The organism is Sulfitobacter sp. SH22 (assembly GCF_965641905.1).
GTDB lineage: Bacteria > Pseudomonadota > Alphaproteobacteria > Rhodobacterales > Rhodobacteraceae > Sulfitobacter.
In genome coordinates this window covers 259093-281877 of the sequence record NZ_OZ282573.1, presented here as the reverse complement: position 1 = coordinate 281877, position 22785 = coordinate 259093, and the positions used below count along the sequence as shown (strand labels likewise).

The 22785-nt window shown below is 58.4% G+C and carries 22 protein-coding genes; 10 read left to right on the top strand and 12 right to left on the bottom strand.

The genetic code is table 11. The features are described from left to right. Nucleotides 1–20: 20 nt before the first annotated feature. Entirely contained in the window at nucleotides 21–779 is a 759-nt protein-coding gene (locus tag ACSQ13_RS03460) for a DeoR/GlpR family DNA-binding transcription regulator (protein ID WP_176248416.1), read from the bottom strand. A 297-nt stretch (nucleotides 780–1076) separates the two neighbouring features. On the opposite strand from ACSQ13_RS03460, the gene glpD reads away from it, so the two are divergent. From glpD to ACSQ13_RS03415, 9 genes are all read left to right on the top strand, one after another. Further along, nucleotides 1077–2699: a glycerol-3-phosphate dehydrogenase gene (glpD, locus tag ACSQ13_RS03455; protein WP_295513035.1), complete on the top strand. Its 1623-nt coding sequence runs from the start codon at nucleotides 1077–1079 to the stop codon at nucleotides 2697–2699. Beyond that, nucleotides 2699–3787 (top strand): ABC transporter ATP-binding protein, encoded by a 1089-nt coding sequence (locus tag ACSQ13_RS03450; protein WP_295513033.1) that lies wholly within the window; start codon nucleotides 2699–2701, stop codon nucleotides 3785–3787. The genes glpD and ACSQ13_RS03450 overlap by 1 nt, the downstream gene beginning before the upstream one ends. 11 nt (nucleotides 3788–3798) lie before the next feature. Continuing rightward, on the top strand, nucleotides 3799–4878 hold the full coding sequence (locus ACSQ13_RS03445) for an ABC transporter ATP-binding protein (protein ID WP_176248419.1): 1080 nt from the start codon (nucleotides 3799–3801) through the stop codon (nucleotides 4876–4878). A gap of 2 nt (nucleotides 4879–4880) precedes the next feature. Continuing rightward, nucleotides 4881–5753 carry a carbohydrate ABC transporter permease gene (locus ACSQ13_RS03440; protein WP_176248420.1) on the top strand — a complete coding sequence of 291 codons (873 nt, stop codon included), beginning with the start codon at nucleotides 4881–4883 and terminating at the stop codon, nucleotides 5751–5753. After that, nucleotides 5753–6601 carry a carbohydrate ABC transporter permease gene (locus ACSQ13_RS03435; RefSeq protein ID WP_176248421.1) on the top strand — a complete coding sequence of 283 codons (849 nt, stop codon included), beginning with the start codon at nucleotides 5753–5755 and terminating at the stop codon, nucleotides 6599–6601. The genes ACSQ13_RS03440 and ACSQ13_RS03435 overlap by 1 nt, the downstream gene beginning before the upstream one ends. Nucleotides 6602–6613: 12 nt before the next feature. Further along, nucleotides 6614–6886, top strand: coding sequence for a DUF2160 domain-containing protein (locus ACSQ13_RS03430; RefSeq protein ID WP_176248422.1), 273 nt, complete (start codon nucleotides 6614–6616; stop codon nucleotides 6884–6886). A 67-nt stretch (nucleotides 6887–6953) separates the two neighbouring features. Continuing rightward, nucleotides 6954–8675 carry an ABC transporter substrate-binding protein gene (locus tag ACSQ13_RS03425; RefSeq protein WP_176248423.1) on the top strand — a complete coding sequence of 574 codons (1722 nt, stop codon included), beginning with the start codon at nucleotides 6954–6956 and terminating at the stop codon, nucleotides 8673–8675. 137 nt (nucleotides 8676–8812) lie between these two features. Continuing rightward, nucleotides 8813–10300, top strand: a complete 1488-nt coding sequence (glpK, locus tag ACSQ13_RS03420) for a glycerol kinase GlpK (protein ID WP_435988147.1) — start codon at nucleotides 8813–8815, stop codon at nucleotides 10298–10300. A gap of 29 nt (nucleotides 10301–10329) precedes the next feature. Further along, complete coding sequence (locus tag ACSQ13_RS03415) at nucleotides 10330–11472, top strand: iron-containing alcohol dehydrogenase (protein WP_295513030.1); 1143 nt, start codon at nucleotides 10330–10332, stop codon at nucleotides 11470–11472. Between the two features lie 7 nt (nucleotides 11473–11479). On the opposite strand, the gene ACSQ13_RS03410 is transcribed toward ACSQ13_RS03415, so the two are convergent. The 6 genes from ACSQ13_RS03410 to dctP all read right to left on the bottom strand — a co-directional run bounded on the left by ACSQ13_RS03410 (nucleotide 11480) and on the right by dctP (nucleotide 17440). Further along, nucleotides 11480–11692: a DUF2805 domain-containing protein gene (locus ACSQ13_RS03410; protein WP_295513029.1), complete on the bottom strand. Its 213-nt coding sequence runs from the start codon at nucleotides 11690–11692 to the stop codon at nucleotides 11480–11482. Nucleotides 11693–11753: 61 nt separating this feature from the next. Then, nucleotides 11754–13268 carry a malonate--CoA ligase gene (locus ACSQ13_RS03405; protein WP_295513027.1) on the bottom strand — a complete coding sequence of 505 codons (1515 nt, stop codon included), beginning with the start codon at nucleotides 13266–13268 and terminating at the stop codon, nucleotides 11754–11756. Nucleotides 13269–13279: 11 nt separating this feature from the next. Further along, entirely contained in the window at nucleotides 13280–14518 is a 1239-nt protein-coding gene (locus ACSQ13_RS03400) for a malonyl-CoA decarboxylase (protein ID WP_295513026.1), read from the bottom strand. Beyond that, entirely contained in the window at nucleotides 14515–15831 is a 1317-nt protein-coding gene (locus ACSQ13_RS03395) for a TRAP transporter large permease (protein WP_176248429.1), read from the bottom strand. The genes ACSQ13_RS03400 and ACSQ13_RS03395 overlap by 4 nt, the downstream gene beginning before the upstream one ends. Next, nucleotides 15831–16379 carry a TRAP transporter small permease gene (locus ACSQ13_RS03390; RefSeq protein WP_176248430.1) on the bottom strand — a complete coding sequence of 183 codons (549 nt, stop codon included), beginning with the start codon at nucleotides 16377–16379 and terminating at the stop codon, nucleotides 15831–15833. The genes ACSQ13_RS03395 and ACSQ13_RS03390 overlap by 1 nt, the downstream gene beginning before the upstream one ends. 74 nt (nucleotides 16380–16453) lie before the next feature. Continuing rightward, nucleotides 16454–17440, bottom strand: coding sequence for a TRAP transporter substrate-binding protein DctP (gene dctP, locus ACSQ13_RS03385; protein ID WP_295513025.1), 987 nt, complete (start codon nucleotides 17438–17440; stop codon nucleotides 16454–16456). A gap of 142 nt (nucleotides 17441–17582) precedes the next feature. Between dctP and ACSQ13_RS03380 the strand changes: the two genes are divergently transcribed. Further along, nucleotides 17583–18230, top strand: coding sequence for a GntR family transcriptional regulator (locus tag ACSQ13_RS03380; protein ID WP_176248432.1), 648 nt, complete (start codon nucleotides 17583–17585; stop codon nucleotides 18228–18230). A 33-nt stretch (nucleotides 18231–18263) separates the two neighbouring features. On the opposite strand, the gene ACSQ13_RS03375 is transcribed toward ACSQ13_RS03380, so the two are convergent. From ACSQ13_RS03375 to ACSQ13_RS03355, 5 genes are read right to left on the bottom strand one after another with little or no spacing between them, the layout of a single operon-like run. After that, nucleotides 18264–19223 (bottom strand): 2-hydroxyacid dehydrogenase, encoded by a 960-nt coding sequence (locus tag ACSQ13_RS03375; RefSeq protein WP_295513024.1) that lies wholly within the window; start codon nucleotides 19221–19223, stop codon nucleotides 18264–18266. Nucleotides 19224–19227: 4 nt separating this feature from the next. Continuing rightward, the gene (locus tag ACSQ13_RS03370; protein WP_295513022.1) at nucleotides 19228–19389 is read right to left on the bottom strand and encodes a hypothetical protein; all 162 of its coding nucleotides are present in this window, start codon (nucleotides 19387–19389) and stop codon (nucleotides 19228–19230) included. A gap of 13 nt (nucleotides 19390–19402) precedes the next feature. After that, nucleotides 19403–20767 (bottom strand): amidase, encoded by a 1365-nt coding sequence (locus tag ACSQ13_RS03365; protein WP_295513021.1) that lies wholly within the window; start codon nucleotides 20765–20767, stop codon nucleotides 19403–19405. Further along, nucleotides 20757–22175, bottom strand: a complete 1419-nt coding sequence (locus ACSQ13_RS03360) for a TRAP transporter large permease (RefSeq protein ID WP_176248436.1) — start codon at nucleotides 22173–22175, stop codon at nucleotides 20757–20759. The genes ACSQ13_RS03365 and ACSQ13_RS03360 overlap by 11 nt, the downstream gene beginning before the upstream one ends. Next, nucleotides 22172–22756: a TRAP transporter small permease subunit gene (locus tag ACSQ13_RS03355; protein ID WP_176248437.1), complete on the bottom strand. Its 585-nt coding sequence runs from the start codon at nucleotides 22754–22756 to the stop codon at nucleotides 22172–22174. The genes ACSQ13_RS03360 and ACSQ13_RS03355 overlap by 4 nt, the downstream gene beginning before the upstream one ends. Nucleotides 22757–22785: the final 29 nt, after the last annotated feature.

Here is a 22785-nt window from a genome sequence, read left to right as displayed (position 1 = left end):
GGTGTCAGCCAAACCGCGCGCTATGCGATCACCACATCGGTTTCCCATGCCGCGCAATTCGCCATAAGTTCAGCCGATAACGCGCCATCGGTGAACAACACATCCGCATCGCCCAAGGTCCCGATCGTCAGCGGGGCGGTGCGCTGGAACTTGAGGTGATCTGCCACGACCATGACCTTGCGCGACCGCTGGATTGCAGTGCTGCTGACCATGACCTCCTGACCGTCGAAATCCAGCAGATCCCCATCCGCATCAATCGCCGAACAGCCCAGAACGCTGTAATCAAACTTGAACTGCTTCACCATATCGACGGTCATCCCCCCGACAATGCCACCATCAGCGCGGCGCAAGACGCCCCCCGCAAGGATGATTTCGCAACTGTGGTTGGCGGCCAGAATATTGGCGATGTTCAGGTTGTTCGTGACCACCAGCAGGTTTTCGTGATCCAGCAATTCGCGCGCGACCGCTTCGGTCGTGGTGCCGATGTTCATGAACACCGACGCGCCCTCGGGGATGGCTTGGGCGCATTTGACACCGATGGCCTTTTTGCCCGCATCGTTCAGCCGCCGCCGTTCTTCGTAAATGATGTTGACCACACCCGAGGGCACCACTGCGCCGCCGTGCACCCGCTCAAGCTGACCGGTTTCGGCCAGATCGGACAGATCACGGCGAATGGTCTGCACCGTCACCTCGTAGTGCTGGGCAAGGTCGTCGACCATGACCTTGCCGTCCTTGCGCGCAAGCTCGAGTATCTCTTTTTGCCTGAAGTTCGAGACCATCGCCCCCTCCTTGGTACCAGCCGGATCCTGCGGCCAAGGCCCTACCCTGCCAAATGCGCCGCCCCTGCAACAATCAGCAGTCTTGCCCGAGCGTCAAGTGCTCGAATCGTCGCAAATCCGAACAAACCGCCCAAGACAGAAAATAAACCTTCCGAAAAATCGCCTGTTTCCAGCATGTTCTGCAAAAAGGAACAAAAACGAACATTCGTTATTGCGTTCTATCGGGTTTAGGTGTTCCTTTGTGGCCAATCGCACGCTGGGAGGCTGCGACGCAAAATGAATGCGGGGGGGGCTTCATTGAGCCAGCACGAACATCATGACGTGGTCGATCTGTTCGTCATTGGCGGTGGCATCAATGGATGCGGTATCGCCCGTGACGCTGTAGGCCGTGGGCTGAGTGTTGAACTGGCCGAGATGAACGATCTGGCTTCGGCGACGTCATCTGCCTCGACCAAGCTGTTTCACGGCGGGCTGCGCTATCTTGAATATTGGGAAATCCGCCTTGTCCGCGAAGCGCTGATCGAACGCGAAACCCTGTTGCGCGCCATGCCGCATATCTCGTGGCCGATGCGCTTTGTCCTGCCCTATCACCGCGATATGCGCTTCGAGGGCGACACCCCCACATCGAAACTGCTCAATGTCGTGATGCCGTGGATGAAAGGGCGCAGACCTGCCTGGCTGATCCGGCTGGGTCTGTTCATGTATGACAATCTGGGCGGCCGAAAGATCCTCAAGGGCACGACGTCGCTCGATCTGCGCGGCACGCCCGAAGGGGCCCCGCTGCAGGACCGCTTTGAAAAGGCCTATGAATATTCCGACTGCTGGATCGAAGACAGCCGCTTGGTCGTTCTGAACGCCCGCGACGCCCAAGCCCGCGGTGCCCGGATCAATGTCCAAACCAAAGTGGCGTCAGCCGAACAGAAAAAGGGCATCTGGCACGTCACGCTGGCCCCCCAAGGGGATGGCGAAACCCGTGTGGTGCGCGCGCGGATGTTGGTGAACGCTGGCGGCCCTTGGGTCGAAGACGTCATTCGCAACACCGTGCGGATCAATTCCACCGAAGGGGTGCGTCTGGTGCGCGGCAGTCACATCGTGGTGCCAAAGCTCTATGACCACGACAAATGCTATTTCTTCCAAGGCGAAGACGGGCGGATCATTTTCACCATCCCCTACGAGACTGATTTCACCCTGATCGGCACCACCGACGCCGAACACACCGATGTCGGCACCAAGCCGGTATGCACCCCCGAAGAACAATCCTATCTCGCCAATTTCGCGTCCAGCTATTTCAAGAAACCCGTAACGACCGACGACATTATCTGGACCTATTCGGGCGTGCGCCCCTTGTATGATGACGGGGCGACATCGGCGACGGCGGCCACGCGCGATTATGTGCTCAAGGTAAATGAAACCGCAGGCGCGCCGATGCTGAATGTCTTTGGCGGCAAGATCACAACCTACCGCAGGCTGGCGGAAACCGCGCTTGAAAAAATCACGCCGTATTTCCCCGAAATCACGGGGCCGTGGACTGCCGGCGTGCCCCTGCCCGGTGGTGATTTTCCGGTCGATGGTGTTGCCGATCTGACCGCACGGCTTGCGGCGCGGTACCCGTTTCTGACACCCGCCTGGGCGACCCGTCTGGTCAAGGCCTATGGAACCGATGCCTTCGAGGTATTGGGCGATGCGGCCCTTGAGGCCGACCTGGGGCAGAATTTCGGGGCCAAGCTGACCGCGCAGGAAGTGCTTTGGCTGATCAAGAATGAATTTGCCCGCAAGGCCACCGACGTGGTCTGGCGGCGCTCGAAACTGGGGCTGCGCATGACGGCGCAAGAAATTGAAAAACTGGATGTTTGGATGGCGCAAAACGCGCCGCAAACCACCAGCGAGACGCAGCAATCGCTGCGAAAAGGGAGAGGTTAATGTCACTCGTTCTAGAGGGTGTGTCCAAGGTCGTGAACGGCAAGACACATATCCACCCCACGGATTTGGAACTGCGCGCCGGTACGATGAACGTGCTGCTGGGGCCTACTTCGGCGGGCAAGACATCCCTGATGCGGTTGATGGCGGGCCTTGATGTGCCCAACACCGGCAAGGTGATCTGGAACGGCAAGGACGTGACCGGAATGCGGGTGCAAGACCGTGGCGTGGCGATGGTGTATCAACAGTTCATCAACTATCCGTCGATGTCGGTCTATGACAACATCGCCAGCCCGATGCGGTTGCTGGGCAAGTCGAAAGACCAGATTGACCAGGCCGTCCTGAATGCTGCCGAACTGATGAAGCTGACCCCGTTTCTGGGCCGTAAACCGCTGGAATTGTCGGGCGGGCAGCAACAGCGTTGCGCCCTTGCCCGCGCTTTGGTCAAGGACGCCGGACTGGTGCTGCTGGACGAACCGCTCGCCAACCTTGACTATAAACTGCGCGAAGAACTGCGTGCCGAAATCCCGAAGATATTCGAGCAAGCCGGTTCGATCTTTGTCTATGCCACCACCGAACCCGAAGAGGCACTGTTGCTCGGCGGCAATACCGCCGCGATGTGGGAAGGCCGGATCACCCAGTTTGACCGCACCCCGATCGTGTACCGCCAACCCGTCAATGCAACCACAGCCCGTGTATTTTCCGACCCGCCGATGAATTTCGTCAGCGTCCGTAAATCCGCCGACAGCCTGTCTTTTGGCGACGGTCAAACCGCCCCTGCCACCGGCACATTCGCAACCCTTGGCGATGGCGATTATCTGGCCGGGTTCCGCCCCAACCATCTGGAGCTGTCAAAGCCCAACCCGACTGCGCTGTCCTTTAGTGCCAAGCTGCACGTGACCGAGATCACCGGATCGGAAACATTCGTGCATCTGGATCACCACGGGGAAAACTGGGTTGGCCTGATCCACGGGGTCAAAAACCTCAAGATCGGGACGATGCTGGATGTCTATCTGGACCCCGCCCACGTCTATATTTTTGCAGAAGACGGCACGTCGGTCGCCCCTGCATCCTATGCAACAGCAGCCTGAGGGAGCACGACATGGCAAAAATCACCCTCGATAATCTGGCACATTCCTATCTGCCCAAACCCGTCACCGAAGACGATTTTGCGCTCAAGGAACTGAACCTTGATTGGTCCGACGGCGAAGCATATGCGCTGCTTGGGGCATCGGGCTGCGGCAAATCCACCCTGCTCAATATCATCTCTGGCCTGTTGCACCCCAGTCAGGGTCGCATCCTGTTTGATGACAAAGACATGACGATGGCCCCCACCACACAGCGCAATATCGCGCAGGTGTTCCAGTTTCCCGTGGTCTACGACACCATGACCGTGCGCGACAATCTGGCGTTTCCGCTGCGCAACCGGGGTGCTGATCCGGCCTATATCAAGGACCGGGTGCAACAGATCGCCGCGATGATCGGGATGGAAGACACGTTGAACCGCAAGGCGCGCGGACTGACGGCAGATGCCAAGCAAAAGATATCTCTGGGCCGTGGCATGGTGCGCGAAGACGTGAATGCGTTGCTGTTTGACGAACCGCTGACCGTGATCGACCCGCATATGAAATGGGAATTGCGCACGCAGTTGAAATCGCTGCACCATGAATTCGGTCACACGATGATTTACGTGACCCACGACCAGACCGAGGCGCTGACTTTTGCCGATAAGGTCGTCGTGATGTATGATGGCCGCGTCGTCCAGATGGGCACGCCGCAGGAATTGTTCGAAACGCCCGAGCATACGTTCGTCGGTTATTTCATCGGCTCTCCGGGTATGAACCTGCTGCCCGCGCAGGTGAATGGTGACAAGGCCGTGCTGGGCGGGACAGAGATTTCGCTGGGCAAAGGTTTCGGCACACCAAAGGGCAATGTCGAACTGGGCGTGCGGCCCGAGTTCACCAGTTTGCACGCAGGCGGCAGCGGCCTGCCCGTCACCATCAAACGGGTCGAGGACGTAGGCCGCCACAAAATCGTGCGCGCCGATTTCCAAGGCACCGAGATCAACGTGATCGCTGCCGAAGGGGCTGAAATAACGCCCGATATGAACCGCATCGTGTTCGATCCCGCAGGTGTGAATGTGTATTCCGACAGCTGGCGCATCGCGCCGATGGGGGCTTGATCATGAACAAGACAGTCAATCAAAAAGCATGGTTTCTTGTTCTGCCCGTGCTGGTGCTGGTCGCCTTTTCTGCCGTCATCCCGCTGATGACCGTGGTGAATTATTCGGTCCAAGACACCTTTGGCAACAATCAGTTCTTCTGGGCGGGGCTTGAGTGGTTCGAGGAAATGCTTGGCTCTGAACGGATGTGGGATGCTCTGGGGCGTCAGATCATCTTTTCGCTAATCATCTTGGCCATCGAAATTCCGCTTGGCATCTTTGTCGCGCTCAACATGCCCAAGAAAGGGTTCTGGGCATCGCTGTGTCTGGTGCTGATGTCGTTGCCGCTGCTGATCCCGTGGAACGTGGTTGGCACGATCTGGCAGATCTTTGGCCGCGTCGATATCGGCCTGTTGGGGCACACGCTGGCAGCACTTGGCATCGATTACAACTATACGCAGGATTCCACCGCCGCCTGGATCACAGTCATCGTGATGGATGTCTGGCACTGGACGTCGCTGGTGGCCTTGCTGGCCTATGCCGGTCTGCAATCCATCCCCGACGCCTATTACCAAGCCGCGAAAATCGATCAGGCAAGCCGCTGGAAAGTGTTCCGCTTTATCGAGCTGCCCAAGATCATGGGCGTGTTGATGATCGCCATTCTGCTGCGGTTTATGGACAGCTTCATGATCTACACCGAACCGTTTGTGGTCACGGGCGGTGGCCCCGGCAACGCGACAACCTTCCTGTCGATCGATCTGGTCAAGATGGCCCTGGGGCAGTTCGACCTTGGCCCCGCGGCGGCGTTCTCGATCATGTATTACCTGGTGATCCTGCTGGTGTCTTACGTGTTCTACACCGTCATGACGAACCTTGATAAAAGGGATGGCAACTGATGTCCGACTTTATCCAGTCCCCCCAGAAACGCGGGCTTGGTCTGCCTTCTGTGAATGGCAGCGCCGTGGTGATGGGCCTGTATCTGCTGTTTTTGTTGTTGCCGATCTACTGGTTGGTGATGATGAGCCTCAAGACCAACACAGAGATCCTCAACAGCTTTACCCTGTGGCCGCAGGACCTGACCTTTGACAACTACCTGACCATCCTGACGGATGCCTCGTGGTACACCGGTTATCTGAACTCGATGGCCTATGTGGTGATGAACATGGTCATCTCGCTGGCGGTGGCATTGCCGGCGGCCTATGCGTTCAGCCGCTATTCCTTCATGGGCGACAAGCACCTGTTCTTCTGGCTGCTGACCAACCGGATGGCCCCGCCCGCGGTTTTCGCCCTGCCGTTCTTCCAGCTCTACAGCTCGGTCGGGTTGTTTGACACGCATATCGCTGTTGCCTTGGCGCATTGCCTGTTCAACGTCCCGCTGGCGGTCTGGATCCTCGAAGGGTTCATGCGCGGTGTGCCCAAGGAAATCGACGAGACCGCCTATATCGACGGCTATTCGTTTCCGCGGTTTTTCATCAAGATCTTCACGCCGCTGGTCGCCTCGGGCATCGGGGTGACGGCATTTTTCCTGTTCATGTTCAGCTGGGTTGAACTGCTGCTGAGCCGCACCTTGACCAGCGTCGATGCCAAACCGATTGCCGCCACCATGACCCGCACCGTGGGCGCATCGGGTATCGACTGGGGCGTGCTGGCCGCAGCCGGGGTTTTGACCATCCTGCCCGGTGCCTTGGTCATCTATTTTGTTCGCAACTACATCGCCAAGGGTTTTGCCCTTGGGCGCGTCTAAGGGAGAAACCTAATGGAATGGATGGCATGGACATGGCCGACCGCCACTTTCTTCGCAATCATTGCGGCCACATTGGTGACCTTCACCGTGCTGGCAATCAAATTTCCCGAAACGCCGCGCAACGGTGTTTTGGGGATCGAAACGACCCGTGGTGACCGTCTTTTCATCACGCTGCTGGGTTCGGCCTTTATCAATCTGGCCTGGCTCGGACTGCTCAGCGCACCCCAATGGGGGGCACTGATTGTGTGTTTCTTCTACGCCATCGCGGTTTTTCGCTGGGTGTAGTCGATCAGGTACCCCGGCGTGCAAGAACCGGGCTGCTTTCACTGTTCTAATTTAGGGAGGAACAACAATGAACTTGCGACTTAAAGGAACCACGGCGATCGGGCTTGCTGCTTGCATGCTTGGCGCGCCTGCGTTCGCAGACATGAATGCCGCAAAGGCATTCCTTGATAGCGAGATCGGCGATCTGTCAACGCTGTCCCGCGCCGACCAGGAAGCCGAACTTCAGTTTTTCGTAGATGCGGCAGAGCCCTACAAAGGCATGTCCATCAACGTGGTCTCCGAGACAATCGGCACCCACGAATACGAAGCCAACGTTCTGGCCCCCGCGTTCGAGGCCATCACCGGCATCAAGGTCACACATGACCTGATCGGCGAAGGCGACGTTGTTGAAAAGCTGCAAACGCAAATGCAGTCGGGCGAAAACATCTATGACGCCTATATCAACGACTCCGACCTGATCGGCACCCACTGGCGGTACCAGCAGGCGCGCAACCTGACCGACTGGATGTCGGGCGAAGGTGCGGCTGTGACAAACCCCAACCTCGATCTCGAAGATTTCATCGGTCTGTCCTTCACGACCGGTCCCGATGGCAAGGTCTACCAACTGCCCGACCAGCAGTTCGCGAACCTGTACTGGTTCCGCTACGATTGGTTTAACGACGAACAGAACAAGGCCGACTTCAAGGCGAAATACGGCTATGATCTGGGTGTTCCGGTCAACTGGTCTGCCTATGAGGACATCGCTGAATTCTTCACCGGTCGCGATCTGTCGCGTCTTGGCGTCGAAGGCGAAGTCTTTGGCAACATGGACTACGGCAAGAAAGACCCGTCACTGGGTTGGCGTTACACTGACGCGTGGCTGTCCATGGCTGGCGTTGGTGACGTGGGCGAACCAAACGGTCTGCCCGTCGACGAATGGGGTATCCGCGTCAACGAGAAATCACAGCCCGTCGGGTCGTGCGTTGCGCGTGGTGGTGCCACAAACGGGCCAGCGGCTGTTTACGCTGTGACCAAAGCAATCGAATGGCTGCAAAAATATTCGCCGCCTGCCGCTGCCGGTATGACATTCTCTGAAGCGGGCCCAATCCCTGCCCAAGGTAACGTCGCCCAGCAGATGTTCTGGTACACTGCCTTTACCGCAGCATCCGTTGAACCTGATCTGCCCGTGATGAACGAAGACGGCACGCCAAAATGGCGCATGGCCCCTTCGCCACACGGTTCATACTGGGTTGAGGGCACCAAGATCGGCTACCAAGACGCCGGTTCCTGGACGCTGATGGAATCCACACCTGTGGACCGTGCACAAGCCGCCTGGCTTTATGCGCAATTCGTCACCTCCAAGACTGTGGACGTAAAGAAAAGCCATGTTGGTCTGACATTCATCCGTGAATCCACGATCCAGCACCAAAGCTTTACCGATCGCGCGCCTAAACTGGGTGGCCTGATCGAATTCTACCGTTCGCCTGCACGGGTTCAGTGGTCGCCAACCGGCACCAACGTCCCTGACTATCCAAAGCTGGCCCAACTGTGGTGGCAGAACATCGGCGACGCAATGTCCGGTGCGAAAACCCCGCAAGAAGCGCTGGATTCCCTTTGCGCCGATCAGGAAAAAGTCCTGATCCGTCTTGAGCGTGCAGGGGTTCAGGGTGAACTTGGCCCGGTGATGAACGAAGAAAAGGATGCGGAGTACTGGCTGTCGCAGCCCGGTTCGCCAAAGCCGAAGCTTGAAAACGAAGATGAAACGCCCGTCACTGTTTCCTATGACGAGTTGATCAAATCCTGGCAGTAAACGACCTTTCCGGGGCCACGAAACTGGCCCCGGACCTTCCCAACTTCTTGAACCGTCGGGGCAATTAGCCGATGGTCAGATCAGCGGCTGGTTCTCGTGCCGGCCGCTTTTTTTCACCTAACGCAACGGGGATTCACATGACCTATATTCTTGCAATTGATCAGGGCACAACGTCGACCCGTGCGATCGTATTTGATGGCGCGATGGCTGTGACCGCCCAAGCGCAGCAAGAATTCCCCCAGCATTTTCCGCAATCGGGCTGGGTTGAACATGACCCCGCGAATTTGTGGGACACCACCGTCGCGACCTGCCGCGATGCCATTGCAGGCGCGGGCATTGCTGCATCTGATATTTCCGGCATCGGCATCACCAACCAGCGCGAAACCGTCATTGTCTGGGACAAGACAACAGGCACCCCCATTTACAACGCCATCGTCTGGCAAGACCGCCGCACAGCCGACACCTGTCGGACCCTGCGCGATGCCGGTCACGAACCGATGATCACCGCACGCACCGGCCTGTTGCTGGACCCGTATTTTTCGGCCAGCAAACTGGGCTGGATTCTAGACCATGTTGACGGTGCCCGCGACCGCGCCGCCAAGGGCGAATTGCTGTTTGGCACTGTCGATTGTTTTCTGATCTGGAAGCTGACCGGCGGGGCCGTCCATGCCACCGACGCCACCAATGCCGCGCGCACCATGCTCTATGACATTCACAAAGGCCGGTGGAGCCAGACCATCTGCGGCCTGCTCAACATCCCCATGGAAATGCTGCCCGAGGTCAAGGATTGCGCCGCCGATTTCGGCCTGACACAAGCCGGTATCCTTGGCAGTGCGGTCCCGATCTACGGCGTTGCGGGCGACCAGCAGGCAGCCACCATCGGGCAGGCCTGCTTTGAACCGGGCATGTTGAAATCGACCTATGGCACGGGGTGTTTTGCGCTGCTCAATACCGGCGACACGCCTGTGCAATCGAACAACCGCTTGCTGACGACCATCGCCTATCAACTGGACGGCAAACCCACCTACGCGCTTGAGGGGTCTATTTTTGTCGCCGGTGCTGTGGTGCAATGGCTACGGGACGGGTTGAAAATCATCTCGGACGCGGCACAGACCCAAGCGCTGGCCGAACAGGCCGATCCGCATCAAAACGTTATCCTTGTGCCTGCCTTTGTCGGCCTTGGCGCGCCCTATTGGAACCCTGATTGCCGCGGGGCCACCTTTGGGCTGACCCGTGGCACCGGCCCTGCCGAGATGGCCAAGGCGGCCCTAGAAAGCGTCGGCTTCCAGACCCGTGACCTGCTCGAGGCGATTTCGGCAGATTGGAAAGCCACTGGCGTACAGCCCACCTTGCGCGTGGATGGTGGCATGTCGGCAAATGACTGGGCGATGCAGTTTCTGTCCGACATCATCGCAGCCCCCGTGGACCGCCCGGTGAACCACGAAACCACGGCCCTTGGTGTGGCGTGGCTGGCGGGGATGCGGGCGGGGGTTTACCCCGATCAACAAGGCTTTGCCGCCGCATGGGCCCGCGAGACGCAATTTGCCCCCCACATGGACGAACCCCTGCGCGATCAAAAATACAGCGCGTGGAAACGGGCCGTTCAGGCTACGCTCAGCGTCTGATTGCCCGCCACTGCACAAGGATCTTTCGCATGTTTTCATTCTTCAGCCCCCAAGCGATCCACTTTGGCCGGGCTCAAAGCGCGCAAACCCCCGATTTGGCAAAAGCATTCGGGGGCAATGTGCTGTTGGTCCACGGGGCGACCGTGCGACGGGCAAAATGGCTGATCGACGGGTGCAAACAGACCGGACTGACGGTGCGGACCCTTGCCTGCAAAACCGAACCCAGCCTGCCCGATATCGAAGGGGCCTTGGCCGACCTCAAAGGGTTTTCCCCTGATGTCGTTATCGCCTTGGGCGGCGGCGCGGTGATTGATTTTGGCAAGGCACTGGCGGCACTGATCCCCTGCTCTGCCCCGCCGCAAGACTATCTGGAGGTCGTGGGAACCGGACGCCCGCTTGACCACGCCCCGCTGCCCATGATCGCGCTGCCCACCACCGCTGGCACCGGCGCAGAGGTCACCAAGAACGCGGTGATTTCGGTGCCCGAACAGGGTATCAAGGTCAGCCTGCGCGACCAGAGGATGATCCCCGACATTGCCATCGTCGATGCCGGTTTGATGCAAGGGGCCCCGCGCCGCGTTGCGCTTGCGGCGGGGCTCGATGCCATTACCCAAGTCATCGAACCCTATCTTTCGATCAAGGCAAACCCGATGACCGATGCCCTGTGCCTGTCGGCCATCCCCACCGGCCTTGGCGCGATCAGGGAGTTGGTCGAAAACGATGCGCCCGCTGCTTGGGATGATATGGCGCGGGTCAGCACTTGGGGCGGGCTGGCGCTGGCCAATGCCGGTCTGGGGGCTGTGCATGGTTTTGCCGGTGTGATCGGCGGCAGAACCAACGCACCCCATGGCGAAATCTGCGGCGCGCTTTTACCGGCGGTTCTGGCCTCCCATATGCGCAAGGCAGAGGCCGGGACAGAGCTTCACCGCCGCCTGATCTGGGTTTTGGTGCAGATCGACCTTCAGTTCGGCGACGGCACTGATGGTGCGGGGCTGGCGCAGTTGAAAGCATGGTCGCGCAAGATGGGCCTGCGGGGGCTGGCAGAAATGGGCGTGATCAAGGCCGATCTGGACGACATCGCGCAGGCTTCGGCCGGGGCGTCGTCGATGAAGGGAAACCCCTTTGCCCTGTCACAGTCAGAACTTGTCGAGATCTTGGTGGACGCCCGCTAACAGCCGCCTATTTATACTGTTCGCGACGGTCGCCAAAGGCCCGCACCCGTCTGCGCCACGCACGGTAGCTGCCGGGCTTCAGGCTTTCGCGCATCAGCGCCTTTACCTGTTTGTCGCCCAAGCCGTATTCGCCTTTGATATCGGCAAAGCTGACATGGTCAGACAGCGCCATCTGCACGATGTCGTCGATATGGGCGGGGGAAAGCGTCTTTGGATCCATGAGAGGTCAAATAGCGGCGCACGGGATCAAGGCAAGCCGTGACCTGCGCGCCGCGACTGTATCAGCCTGTAAACAAGTCCTTGAACTGGTCTCGCAGCGCTTTTTTCTGCACTTTGCCCATGGTGTTGCGGGGCAGTTCGGGCATCACGATCATCTTTTGCGGATGTTTGAACCGCGCCAGCGAGGTGGCGATATGTGCCTTGATCGCATCCAGATCGGGCTGGCCATCGGGTGACGGCACCAGAATCGCGACGACCGTTTCCCCGAAATCGGGATGCGGCACGCCGATCACAGCGGATTCCAGCACGTTTTCTTCCTCGTCCAGCAGCAGTTCGATTTCCTTGGGATAGATGTTGTAGCCACCCGAAATGATCAGATCCTTGTTGCGCCCGACGATACTGACATAGCCGTCTTCGTCGATCTGCCCCAAATCGCCGGTGATAAAGAACCCGTCCGGGCGCAGTTCCTCGGCGGTCTTTTCCGGCATCTGCCAATAGCCCTTGAACACGTTTGGCCCACGGACTTCGATCTCGCCGATCTCGCCCTGGGGCAAGGTTTCACCGGTCTTGCTGTCGGTGATCTTCAGCTCCACCCCCGGCAATGGAAAGCCGACAGTGCCCGCCCGCCGTTCGCCCGCATAGGGGTTGGAGGTGTTCATGTTGGTTTCGGTCATGCCATAGCGTTCAAGGATGCGCAGGCCGGTCAGCTTTTCAAACTGCACATGGGTTTCGGCCAAAAGCGGTGCGCTGCCGGAAACGAACAACCGCATATGCGCCACCAGTTCCTTGGTGAACCGCTTGTCGCCCAGCAACCGCGTGTAAAAGGTCGGCACGCCCATCAGCGTCGTCGCTTTGGGCAGATGTTCAATGATCTGATCGACGTTAAAGGCGGGCAGAAAGATCATCTGGCCGCCCGCAAGCAAGGTGATGTTCGACGCCACAAACAGGCCGTGGGTGTGAAAGATCGGTAGGGCATGCAGCAAAACATCGTCTTGTGTGAATTGCCATTCGGCCACCAAGGTTTGCGCATTCGACAGCAGGTTGCCTTGGGTCAGCATCGCCCCTTTGGAACGGCCGGTGGTGCCCGAAGTGTACAAAAACGCCGCCAGATCATCCAGGCTGCGGTCAACGGTGGCAAAGCTGTCGGGCATGGTGGCTGCCACATCGGCAAATGTGCCCGACCCGTCCGCATTCATCGTCGCCAGTTTAGCACCGCAGGCCTTGGCCACGGGGACCATGCCTGCGTGTTTGGACTGATCGCACAGCACCAACCGTGCCCCGCTGTTTTCAACGAAATACGACACCTCTTCGGGGGTGTAGGCCGTGTTGAGCGGCAAAAAGATAACGCCGGCTTGCGCACAGGCGGCATAGACGGCCAGAGCTTGCGGGGATTTGGCGATTTGCACGGCCAGACGGTCACCGGGGACAAGGCCGAATTTGGTCAAGGCACCGGCGTATTGCGCGGCCATGCGCAGGAAGTCGGCATAGGTGATGGTCTGCCCGTCCGGCAGGTGCAAAAACACCTGCGACTTGCCAGCGTGTTTCCCAAAAAGACTATCAAAAAGCGGATTAGCCATTTTTCAAATTCCTATGCTTCAGACATTATGGTGGCGCTTAGCGCGCGGACGTCTGCGGATGCAACAACCGTTTTTTCACTCACGAATTGTTCGTGGTTTTTTGATATCTGCGACAGATCGTACAGATAGTTGACCATCGCGCCATTCGACTGCTTCATCCCGTTTGGCGACACATCCGCACCTGCGTGAACTGCGTGTACCATGGCACCATTGCCCAGATGGAACCGCGCAACAGGGTCAAGGGGGGTGCCATCGGGGCGCTTCGCCTCGAGCAGGTAATGGGCGGCCACTGCCGTTTGCTCCGCATCTTTCGGGATCACGGTGCAGGTCGCGGCCAGCCATTTGTTCAGTCCCGGAATAGGCGACAAGGTGACAAATGTCTTGAGCCCCGGCAGGTCGCGCGACAAATCCGCTGCCACCTGTTTGATCAGCGAATTGCCAAAGGAAATGCCTGCAAGCCCGGCCTGACAGTTCGAAATCGAATAGAACACCGCAGTATCCGCGTCATCGGCGCTGATCGCGTTGCGCCCGTTTGCCAGCAGGTTCTGGACCGAATTCGGGGTGCCTTTGGTCAGCGCGACTTCGACGAAAATCAGCGGCTCGTCCTGCATTGCGGGGTGAAAAAAGCCGAAACACCGTCTGTCAGCGGGCTGCACCCGACGGCGCAGGTCATCCCAGCTGTCGATGGCGTGCACGGCCTCGTAGGCGATGATCTTTTCCAGAATTTGCGCAGGGCTGGACCAGTTGATCGGGCGCAGCACCAGAAAGCCACGGTTGAACCACGAGGCAAACAGATGTTGAAGATCGACATCAAGCGGTTCCAGCAACGGGTGATCGCGCAGCAATCCCAGCAAATCCTTGCGCATGGCCACCAACTGCCCCGTGCCGCCCGGCACCTGATTCAAGCGCCGGGTCAATTCCTGACGGCGCGGTTCGCAGGCGCTGGCAAAGGCGCGGTAGCTTTGCTTGGACGGGGCGTCTTTGTAGGTCTTGAGCGTTTCAGTGACCGCCTGCGCGTCGATCTCAAGACCGTGGGTCATGAATTCGAAAAACGCCAGCTTCTCGGCGGCATCCATCGCGCCGTAGCGGTCAAGGATCAGGCGGGCCAGGGTGCTTCCCGACACTTCACCCTGGCTGCCCAACAGCTTGAGACACAGATCGGCCGTTGTATGGCCTTCGACCTCGTCCTTGATGGCCTTGCGATGGCTGCGTTCAAACACCGACGCGAAAAGGCCCGCGATAAAGCTCATACCGCCGCCCCCATCACCGCGTCCGGCAACCATGTGGCAAGGCCGGGAAAGACGCAGAGCAAGATGATCGCCAGCACCATGCAGGCCACAAAGGGCAAGGACCCCATCAAAATGGTCTTGAGCGAGATGTCAGGCGCAATGCCGTTGATCACATAGAGGTTCAGCCCGACAGGCGGGGAAATCAGCCCGATTTCCATGTTGATGGTCAACACCACCGCGAACCAGATCGGATCAAACCCCGCCGTAGTGATGATCGGCAACAAGATCGGTGCCGCCATCAATATCACCGCGACCGGAGGCAAAAAGAAGCCCGCAATCAGCAAGAATACGTTGACAAAGCCCATCAACACCCAAGGGTTCACATCCAGAGTGCCGATCCAGGTGGCGATGGATTGCGTGATGTAAAGGCTTGAGAGCATATAGGAAAACACCCCGGCAGCGGCGATGATGAACAGGATCATCACGCTTTCCTTGGTGCTGTCGCGCAGCACGACCCACAGGTCACGCGGGTTCCACAGCTTATAGATCACCATCGCGATCAGCAGGCACAAAAGCGCGCCCACGGCGGCGGTTTCAGACGGTGTCGCAACACCGCCATACATCGCGTAAAGCACCCCCAGAATGATAAACAGAAACGGCAGGACGCGCGGCAGGATCTCGAACTTTTCCTTCCACGTATAGTTGCCCGTCGCCAGCAATTCACGGTTCCCGGACTTCCAGGTGGAATAAAGCGACCACGCCATGAACAGCGCCACCAACATCAGACCCGGGATCACCCCCGCCAGAAACAGCCGCCCGATCGAGGTTTCCGTGGCAATGCCGTAAACAATCATCGTGACCGAGGGCGGGATCAGAATGCCCAAGGTGCCCCCTGCCGCAATAGATCCGGCCGCCACACCGTCGGGATAGCCGCGTTTGCGCATCTCGGGGATGCCCATCTTGCCAATCGCGGCACAGGTTGCGGGGCTGGACCCGGACATCGCGGCAAACAGTGCACAGGCCCCGAGGTTCGAAATCACCAGCCCGCCCGGCACGCGGGTCAGCCAGCGTTCAAGCGCCTCGTACAGGTCGGCCCCTGCGCGTGTGGAGGCGATAGACGAGCCCATGATGATAAACATCGGGATCGACAAAAGCGCAAAGTTGTCCAGCTTTCCAAACAGGATTTCGGGCAGCAATTCAAGCGACCGCATCCCGTCAAAGATCATCAGAAATCCGGTCGACACGATCAGCAGGCCAAGGGCTACAGACACACCGGAAAACAGAACGATAATCGTGCTAAAGGCGACAAACGCACCAAGTGTAAGCGGATCCATTAGCTGTCCTCCAAGCCGAACGGCTTATCAATTTTCAGGATAACCGCGATCAGGTCGGCAATCAGTTGCAATAAAAACAGCGCAAATCCGATGGGCAGCGCAGCATAGGGTATCCACAAACGGACCCCCCAGATGGTGTCGGATTTCCAGTTGCGTTCAAACGCCAGGTGCCAGAATTCATAGCCGTGCCACAGCATGATCGCGACCATGACGGTGGACAGCGACAAGGTGAAAATCGCCATGAAATAGCGCGCACGCGGCCCCATCGACAGCGGGACCAGATCGACATTCACATGCCCGCGCAAACGCTGCACATAGGGCAGACCGACCAGCGTTGACGCAATGGCCAGATAGATCACCGCCTCGGTTTGCCAGACGGTCGATCCGTTCAGCACAAAACGGATAAAGATCATCTGACAGGTAATGCCCACCGCAGCGACGATCATCGCCGCCGAACACCAACCTGCAACCGTTGAAAGAGCAGCCACAACACGCAAGAACAGATTATCCCCTGTCCGCGCAGCGACGGCCGAGCTTTGGCCCGCCATAACACCATCCTTAGAAGTTTGAGAATTTGAGATGTGCAAGGAAGGCCGCAAATGTGCAGCCTTCCTTGAGAAGTTTATTCGACCGCGAACGCCATATCGAGCAACGCTTGACCGTCCGGCACATCTGCCACGAACGCTTTGTACGATGTTTCCTGCGCCAGGGCGCGCCATGCGTCAAAGTCGGCCTGTGTCATCTGCGCAATCTCTACGCCCGCATCACGGAACACCTGCTCGGATTCTGCATCCTGCTTTTTGGCTTCTTCCAGATAGAAGGCCTGCGCTTTGGCCGATGCATCCAGCAATGCTTTTTGCTGCGGTTCTGTCAGGCTCTCGAACTTGGATTTGTTCATCAACAATGGCTGGTACATGAACCACAACGCCACATCGCCCGCAGGGGTATAGCACGACACCTGTTCGTAAATCCGGTAGGACACGAAGGAAGACGACGACGTGTTGGCCGCTGTCAAAACGCCGGTTTGCATGGCGTTGTAAATCTCGGACGAGGCCATCGAGGCGATGGACGCCCCTGCCCCGGCCAGCATTTGTTCAAACGCCTTGCCCGCCGCGCGGGTTTGCAGGCCCTGTACGTCTTCGGGCTTGGTGATGCATTTGTCTTTGCCGACAAAACCGCCAGCCAGATAGCCGTGAACCAGAACCATGACATCGTCATCGGCCATTTTCTCTTCGAGCGCGGCCATGAAGGGCGAGGCGCTCAGACGGGCGGCGTGATCGTGGTTTTTCACCAGACCGGGCATCAACGTCAGGTTAAACGCAGGCTGTTGTCCACCCGCATAGCTTAGCGGCAGAACGGTCATATCCAGCTGCCCGCTGCTGAGGGGGCGGTATTGTTCGCGCGGCTTGAACAGCGACTTTGATCCGAAAATCTGGATCTCCAGATCCACATCCGCCGCCTTGACACCATCAGCAACGATCTGTGCGACCTGATTGCGCACATCGGCGTTCGACCATTGGTGGGACAGACGCAGGGTTTCAGCATGAGCGGCCGAACCAAGCGTAAAACAGGCAAGCGTCACGGCTGCCTTGAGTGCAGTAAATTTCATATATTCCTCCCAGAATGTGACCAAGGTCAAACGCCCCGGTTCTACGATGTCATGCTTTCCACGTTTTGCATTCCAAGTCAAATTTCTTGTATACAATTTCTTCCATATTGCATTGTTTTTCGCCTGCTGTTACAAAGCACCCATGGAAATCAGACGCGCAGACAAGATCGCCGAAACACTGGAACAGCTTGTGTTTGCAGGTAAATATCGCGACGGCGAACGTCTGGACGAAGTGAAACTTGCCGAACAGTTTTGTGTGTCACGTACCCCCGTCCGCGAGGCGCTTCAGGTGCTTGTTGCCGCCGGAATCGCCGAACAGATTCCGCGCCGTGGCGTTTTCGTGCGCCAGCCCGGCCCCGTCGAGCTGATGGAGATGTTCGAGATGATGGCCGAGCTGGAAGCGTCCTGCGGGCGGCTGGCCGCATCAAGAATGACAGAGCAGGGATTGCAACAACTGGCCGAGGCAAACGCCCGCTGCCAAGAGGCGATCACCCAGAATGACCACGCGCAATACTATGCCGAGAACGAGAAATTCCACCAGATCATCTATCGCGGGTCAGCGAACGGGTATCTGGAAAAACAAGCCTTGCGGTTGCAGAACAAGCTGCGCGCCTACCGCAAAATGCAACTGCGGTTTCGCGGCCGCATGGGCCAGTCTATGGCCGAACACCGCCAGATCGTAGAGGCGCTTGAAGCCGAAGATGCGGAAAAGGTCGCGACAGTTTTGCGCAACCACGTGGCCGTTCAGGGCGAAAAATTCCATCAGTTGATGGCGAATTTCAACAGCTAGGGTGCCGCCTGCCCGCCCCTGACGGTTTGTTGATCACAGCTTGTCCGGTGGCGTGTCACCGCGAAAAAACGCATCCAGATTATCCAGCGCCTTGAACCCCATCGCATCGCGCGTCTTGACAGTGGCACTGCCGACATGGGGCATCATCATGATGTTCTCGTGCTGCGCAAATGCCGGATTGCCGCCGGGTTCAGTGACGAAACAATCCAGACCCGCCGCCCCGACATGGCCGGATTCGACGGCTTGCAGCAGCGCCGCTTCGTCGATCAGATTGCCCCGTGCGGTGTTCACGATCACACATCCCTGCGGTAGCTTCGCAAGGCGGTCGGCGTTCATCAATCCGGTCGTTTCAGGCGTGGCAGGGCAATGCAGCGACAGGAAATCGGACACCGCCAACAGATCATCAAGGTTTTCGTGATAGGTGGCCCCTGCCTCGTCTGCCTCGGACAGGCGGCTGCGGTTGTGATAGTGGATTTCCATATCGAACCCGCGCGCCTTGCGGGCAAAAGCGCGGCCCACGCCGCCCATGCCGATAATCCCCAGCCGTGCGCCGGTGACCTGCTTGCCCACCAGAAAGGCGGGCGACCAGAAATCCCATGCGCCGGACCGCACCGTGCGGTCGCCGGCAACCGCATGACGTGCGGCCCCCAGCATCAGCATCATCGCCAGTTCGGCGGTGGCATCCGACAGCACGCCGGGCGTGTTGGTGACCGTGATCCCCTTGGCGCGCAGCGCGGGCAGATCGCAATGATCCACGCCGACAGAATGGTTCGCGACGATGCGAAGCCGCGGGTCAAGACGGGCCACGACATCCGCGCTGAAATGTTCGGAATGGCACGGGATGATCCCGTCGACCTTGGCGCTCATCGCGATGATATCTTCGGCGCTGCCCGGTGCATCGGCAGGGTCCCAGATAACCTCGTAATCGCGGCGCGCACGGTTGAGCGTCGCCGCCGAAAGGCTGCGTGTGATCCAGATCACCGGCTTGGTCATATGGTTAATCCCGTTTGTTTTTGCTTGAGGTGGCAAAGTCATAGGCCACGAACCCTAGGGTCACGACGATGATGATCACCAGGTCCGGACTGGGGACCTTGACCGCCAAAATCAGCAGGAAGACAGTGATCGTGAAAAAGGCGAAAAGAGCGAGGAAGCGGTTCATATCATGTCATTCCTTATTGTGTTGCGCCATCGGCCCAGTCGAAAAGCCATTGCGCGGTACGCATCAGTCGCGCGTCATTGCCACGCTCCCCGACCAGCTGGACGCCCATCGGCAGCCCCTCTTGCGAGGTGAGCAGCGGCAGGCTGATGCAAGGTGTGCCGCAAAAGGTCCACAGACCGTTGAAAATCGGATCGCCGGTTGTGTCCAGACCCAGCGGGGCTGGCCCGGTTGCCGACGGGCAGATCAACGCATCGCAGCGGGTCAGCAATTCGCCCAAGGCCGCGTTCAGCACCTTTGGCATATCGCAGGCCGACTGGTAATCGCGGGCAAGCACCGCGTTTCCTTCTGCAATCGCATCGCGGGTCACTTGTCCCAGCGTATCACCCATGTCGCGGGCATAGGGGTAATAGTGATAGGCCATTTCGGCAAAGTTGATCAGCTTGCGCTGGTCTGCCGCCGATTGGAAAACCGAGGGCAGCGGCAATTCGAATGCCTGATCACCAAGCGCTTCGATCAATTCGTTGAACGCTTCTTTCAGCTGTGGTTCTGCGCTTTCTTCCCAACCGGGCGGGCGCACGAAACCGAACACAGGTGCCAGCGGTGGCTTGGATGTGGCGGCGGCGTGCAGCGCGGGTGTGGGGGCAAGCGTGGTTGCGGGGTCGTCGATATCATGGCCGAACAGCACTTCGGCCAGCAAGGCAGCACCAGCCGGATCGCTGGCGAAAACACCGATGGTGTCCAGCGTTGGCGACTGGGTCAGCACCCCGCGCCGCGGGATCGCCCCGAATGTCGGCTTGTACCCGGTTACGCCGCAAAAGGATGCAGGTCGTATCACGGACCCGCCGGTTTGCGTGCCAATCGCCAGTGGCACCATGCCATCAGCGACAGCAGCGGCAGACCCTTGCGACGACCCGCCCGGCGTATGGGCCAGATTATGCGGGTTGGCGGTTTTGCCCGGATGCATGAAGGCAAGTTCGGTCGTGACCGTCTTGCCCATGATGATCGCGCCCTCTTTCTTGAGGCGTTCAACGATAAAGGCGTCGCGCAAAGGCACCCGCCCCGCATCGCCCGCGCAGCCGTTTTCAGTCGGAATGCGCAGGGTATCAATGACGTCTTTCAACCCCACCGGAAGCCCGTGCAGACGGCCCAAGGGCAGCCCCGCGCGGCGTTGGGCATCCAGCGTTTTGGCCTGCGCCCGAACGAAATCGGCGTCAAACCACGCCCACGCGCCGACCTCGGCCTCGCGGACCTCGATCCGCGCGATATAGCTTTCGACAAGGACGCTGGCATCCAGCGCACCGGATGCCAGACGGTCGCGCAGGAGCGTCACGCTGGGTGACGCCACTGTGCGATCCGATTGCTGGGCCTTATTTGCCATAGAACATTTCCGGCAAATAGAACACGATCGACGGGAAGATATACATCAGCACCATCGACAGGATCACGCAGAACAGGAACGGCATGACCCCCGCGAAAATCTGCGTCAACCGGAGTTCGGGCGGCGCGATCCCCTTGAGGTAATAGGCCGACATGGCCATGGGCGGCGTCAGGAAACTGGTTTGCAGGTTAAGCGCCACCAATATCCCAAAGAACAACGGGTCGATCCCGAACACGGCCAGAAGCGGCAGAAAGATCGGCACGAAGATGATGATGATCTCGGACCATTCCAGCGGCCAGCCCAGCAAGAAGATAATCAGCTGTGCAAGGATCAGGAACTGGATGGGTGTGAGGTCCATGCCCTGAACGAACTCGGAAATCACATGTTCCCCGCCAAGATACGAGAACACCGCCGAGAAGGTATAGGAACCGACAAACAACCAGCAAACCATCGCCGTTGTACGCAGAGTCAGATAGACGCTTTCACGCATCCGCTGCCACGTCATCGCGCGGTAGATAAAGGCCAGAAAGATACCGCCCAATGCGCCGATTGATGCCGCTTCGGTCGGGGTGGCAAGGCCGAACAGGATGGACCCCAGCACCGCAAAGATCAGGAAGGCGAGCGGCACAAAGGAAGTGATGATCATCCAAACCAGTTTGCCCATCGGCATGTCTGGCACTTCGTCGTCAGTGGGTCGGGGTGCCGAAGATGGCTGGATCAGCGACCGACCGACGATATAGACCAGATACAGGCCCACCAGTGTCAGGCCGGGCAGCAATGCCGCCGCATAAAGCCGCACGATAGAGACGTTGGTCGCGGCCGCATAAACGATCAGCATGATCGACGGCGGGATCAGAATACCCAAGGTACCACCCGCACAGATGATGCCCGCCGCAAAAGACGGATCATACCGTGCCTTGAGCATCGCAGGCAGCGCCAGCAAGCCCATCAAAGTCACAACCGCCCCCACGATCCCCGTGGCCGTCGCGAACAAGGCGCAAGTGATCAGCGCCGCAACACCCATGGAGCCGGGAACGTTTTTGGACGCGACGTTCAAGGTGGTGAACAGACGGTCAACGATGTTGGACCGCTCGACGATATAGCCCATGAACAAAAACAACGGCACGGCGGTCAGAACTTCGTTCGACATCACCGTAAAGGTCTGGTTCACGAATAAATCGAATATTCGGTTGTTAAATAACCCCTCGAACCAGGTTGACCATTGGTCCCACTGCCCCGCGGTTTCATCTAATCGGTCAAAGCTGCGCCACATGCGGCGTGCATCGAAATAGGCGTAATAGCCAAAGCCGATGCCCATCGCCATGAGCGTGAATGCAATCGGGAAGCCTAGGAAAACAAAGATGATGAACAGGCCCAACATCATCAGGGCAATATGCGGATCGGTCATGTGATATGGTCTTTCTCGGCCTTATTGGCTTCTTGCATCAAAAGGTCTTCGGTCTCGAAAACATCTTCGTCGGCCTCTACCCAATAGTTGTCTCTGATTGCGATGATGCAGCGGCATACTTGTCCAATGCCCTGAATAAACAGCAAGATACCCGCCGCTACGATCACCGCTTTGAACTGGTAGATCGGCACGCCTGCGGGGCTGTTGACCGACACTTCGCCATATTGCCACGACCGGGCGGCATATTTCCAGCCGGCCAGGATCAACGCGATAACGCCGGGAAAGAAGAACACGATGTACAAGACAATGTCGATTTTGCCTTGGGTCTTGGGCTGCAAAAGCCGGTACAGGAAATCGCCCCGTACATGCCCACCCCGCGACAGCGTATAGGCCCCGCCCATCATGAACAGCGTTCCATACATGATAAACGACACATCCAGCGCCCATGCGGTCGGGTTGTTCATGACGTAGCGCACGAACACTTCGTAACCGGTGCCAATCGACATCAGCAAAATGAGCCAGGCAAATGATTTGCCAAACCAAGCGGAGAGGTTATCGGCGAACCGAATAATTGATAACATGATACTCCCTTACCTCGCATAAAAACCCC

Excerpts from the sequence above, each read along its gene's own strand:
- glpK (WP_435988147.1), top strand. The coding sequence starts at position 8,813 with ATGACCTATATTCTTGCAATTGATCAGGGCACAACGTCGACCCGTGCG.
- ACSQ13_RS03380 (WP_176248432.1), top strand. The coding sequence starts at position 17,583 with ATGGAAATCAGACGCGCAGACAAGATCGCCGAAACACTGGAACAGCTT.
- ACSQ13_RS03365 (WP_295513021.1), bottom strand. The coding sequence starts at position 20,767 with ATGGCAAATAAGGCCCAGCAATCGGATCGCACAGTGGCGTCACCCAGC.
- ACSQ13_RS03355 (WP_176248437.1), bottom strand. The coding sequence starts at position 22,756 with ATGTTATCAATTATTCGGTTCGCCGATAACCTCTCCGCTTGGTTTGGC.
- ACSQ13_RS03375 (WP_295513024.1), bottom strand. The coding sequence starts at position 19,223 with ATGACCAAGCCGGTGATCTGGATCACACGCAGCCTTTCGGCGGCGACG.
- ACSQ13_RS03410 (WP_295513029.1), bottom strand. The coding sequence starts at position 11,692 with ATGGATCCAAAGACGCTTTCCCCCGCCCATATCGACGACATCGTGCAG.
- ACSQ13_RS03390 (WP_176248430.1), bottom strand. The coding sequence starts at position 16,379 with ATGGCGGGCCAAAGCTCGGCCGTCGCTGCGCGGACAGGGGATAATCTG.
- ACSQ13_RS03460 (WP_176248416.1), bottom strand. The coding sequence starts at position 779 with ATGGTCTCGAACTTCAGGCAAAAAGAGATACTCGAGCTTGCGCGCAAG.
- ACSQ13_RS03445 (WP_176248419.1), top strand. The coding sequence starts at position 3,799 with ATGGCAAAAATCACCCTCGATAATCTGGCACATTCCTATCTGCCCAAA.
- ACSQ13_RS03370 (WP_295513022.1), bottom strand. The coding sequence starts at position 19,389 with ATGAACCGCTTCCTCGCTCTTTTCGCCTTTTTCACGATCACTGTCTTC.
- ACSQ13_RS03415 (WP_295513030.1), top strand. The coding sequence starts at position 10,330 with ATGTTTTCATTCTTCAGCCCCCAAGCGATCCACTTTGGCCGGGCTCAA.
- ACSQ13_RS03360 (WP_176248436.1), bottom strand. The coding sequence starts at position 22,175 with ATGACCGATCCGCATATTGCCCTGATGATGTTGGGCCTGTTCATCATC.
- ACSQ13_RS03440 (WP_176248420.1), top strand. The coding sequence starts at position 4,881 with ATGAACAAGACAGTCAATCAAAAAGCATGGTTTCTTGTTCTGCCCGTG.
- ACSQ13_RS03405 (WP_295513027.1), bottom strand. The coding sequence starts at position 13,268 with ATGGCTAATCCGCTTTTTGATAGTCTTTTTGGGAAACACGCTGGCAAG.
- ACSQ13_RS03450 (WP_295513033.1), top strand. The coding sequence starts at position 2,699 with ATGTCACTCGTTCTAGAGGGTGTGTCCAAGGTCGTGAACGGCAAGACA.
- ACSQ13_RS03395 (WP_176248429.1), bottom strand. The coding sequence starts at position 15,831 with ATGGATCCGCTTACACTTGGTGCGTTTGTCGCCTTTAGCACGATTATC.
- ACSQ13_RS03430 (WP_176248422.1), top strand. The coding sequence starts at position 6,614 with ATGGAATGGATGGCATGGACATGGCCGACCGCCACTTTCTTCGCAATC.
- ACSQ13_RS03425 (WP_176248423.1), top strand. The coding sequence starts at position 6,954 with ATGAACTTGCGACTTAAAGGAACCACGGCGATCGGGCTTGCTGCTTGC.
- dctP (WP_295513025.1), bottom strand. The coding sequence starts at position 17,440 with ATGAAATTTACTGCACTCAAGGCAGCCGTGACGCTTGCCTGTTTTACG.
- ACSQ13_RS03400 (WP_295513026.1), bottom strand. The coding sequence starts at position 14,518 with ATGAGCTTTATCGCGGGCCTTTTCGCGTCGGTGTTTGAACGCAGCCAT.
- ACSQ13_RS03435 (WP_176248421.1), top strand. The coding sequence starts at position 5,753 with ATGTCCGACTTTATCCAGTCCCCCCAGAAACGCGGGCTTGGTCTGCCT.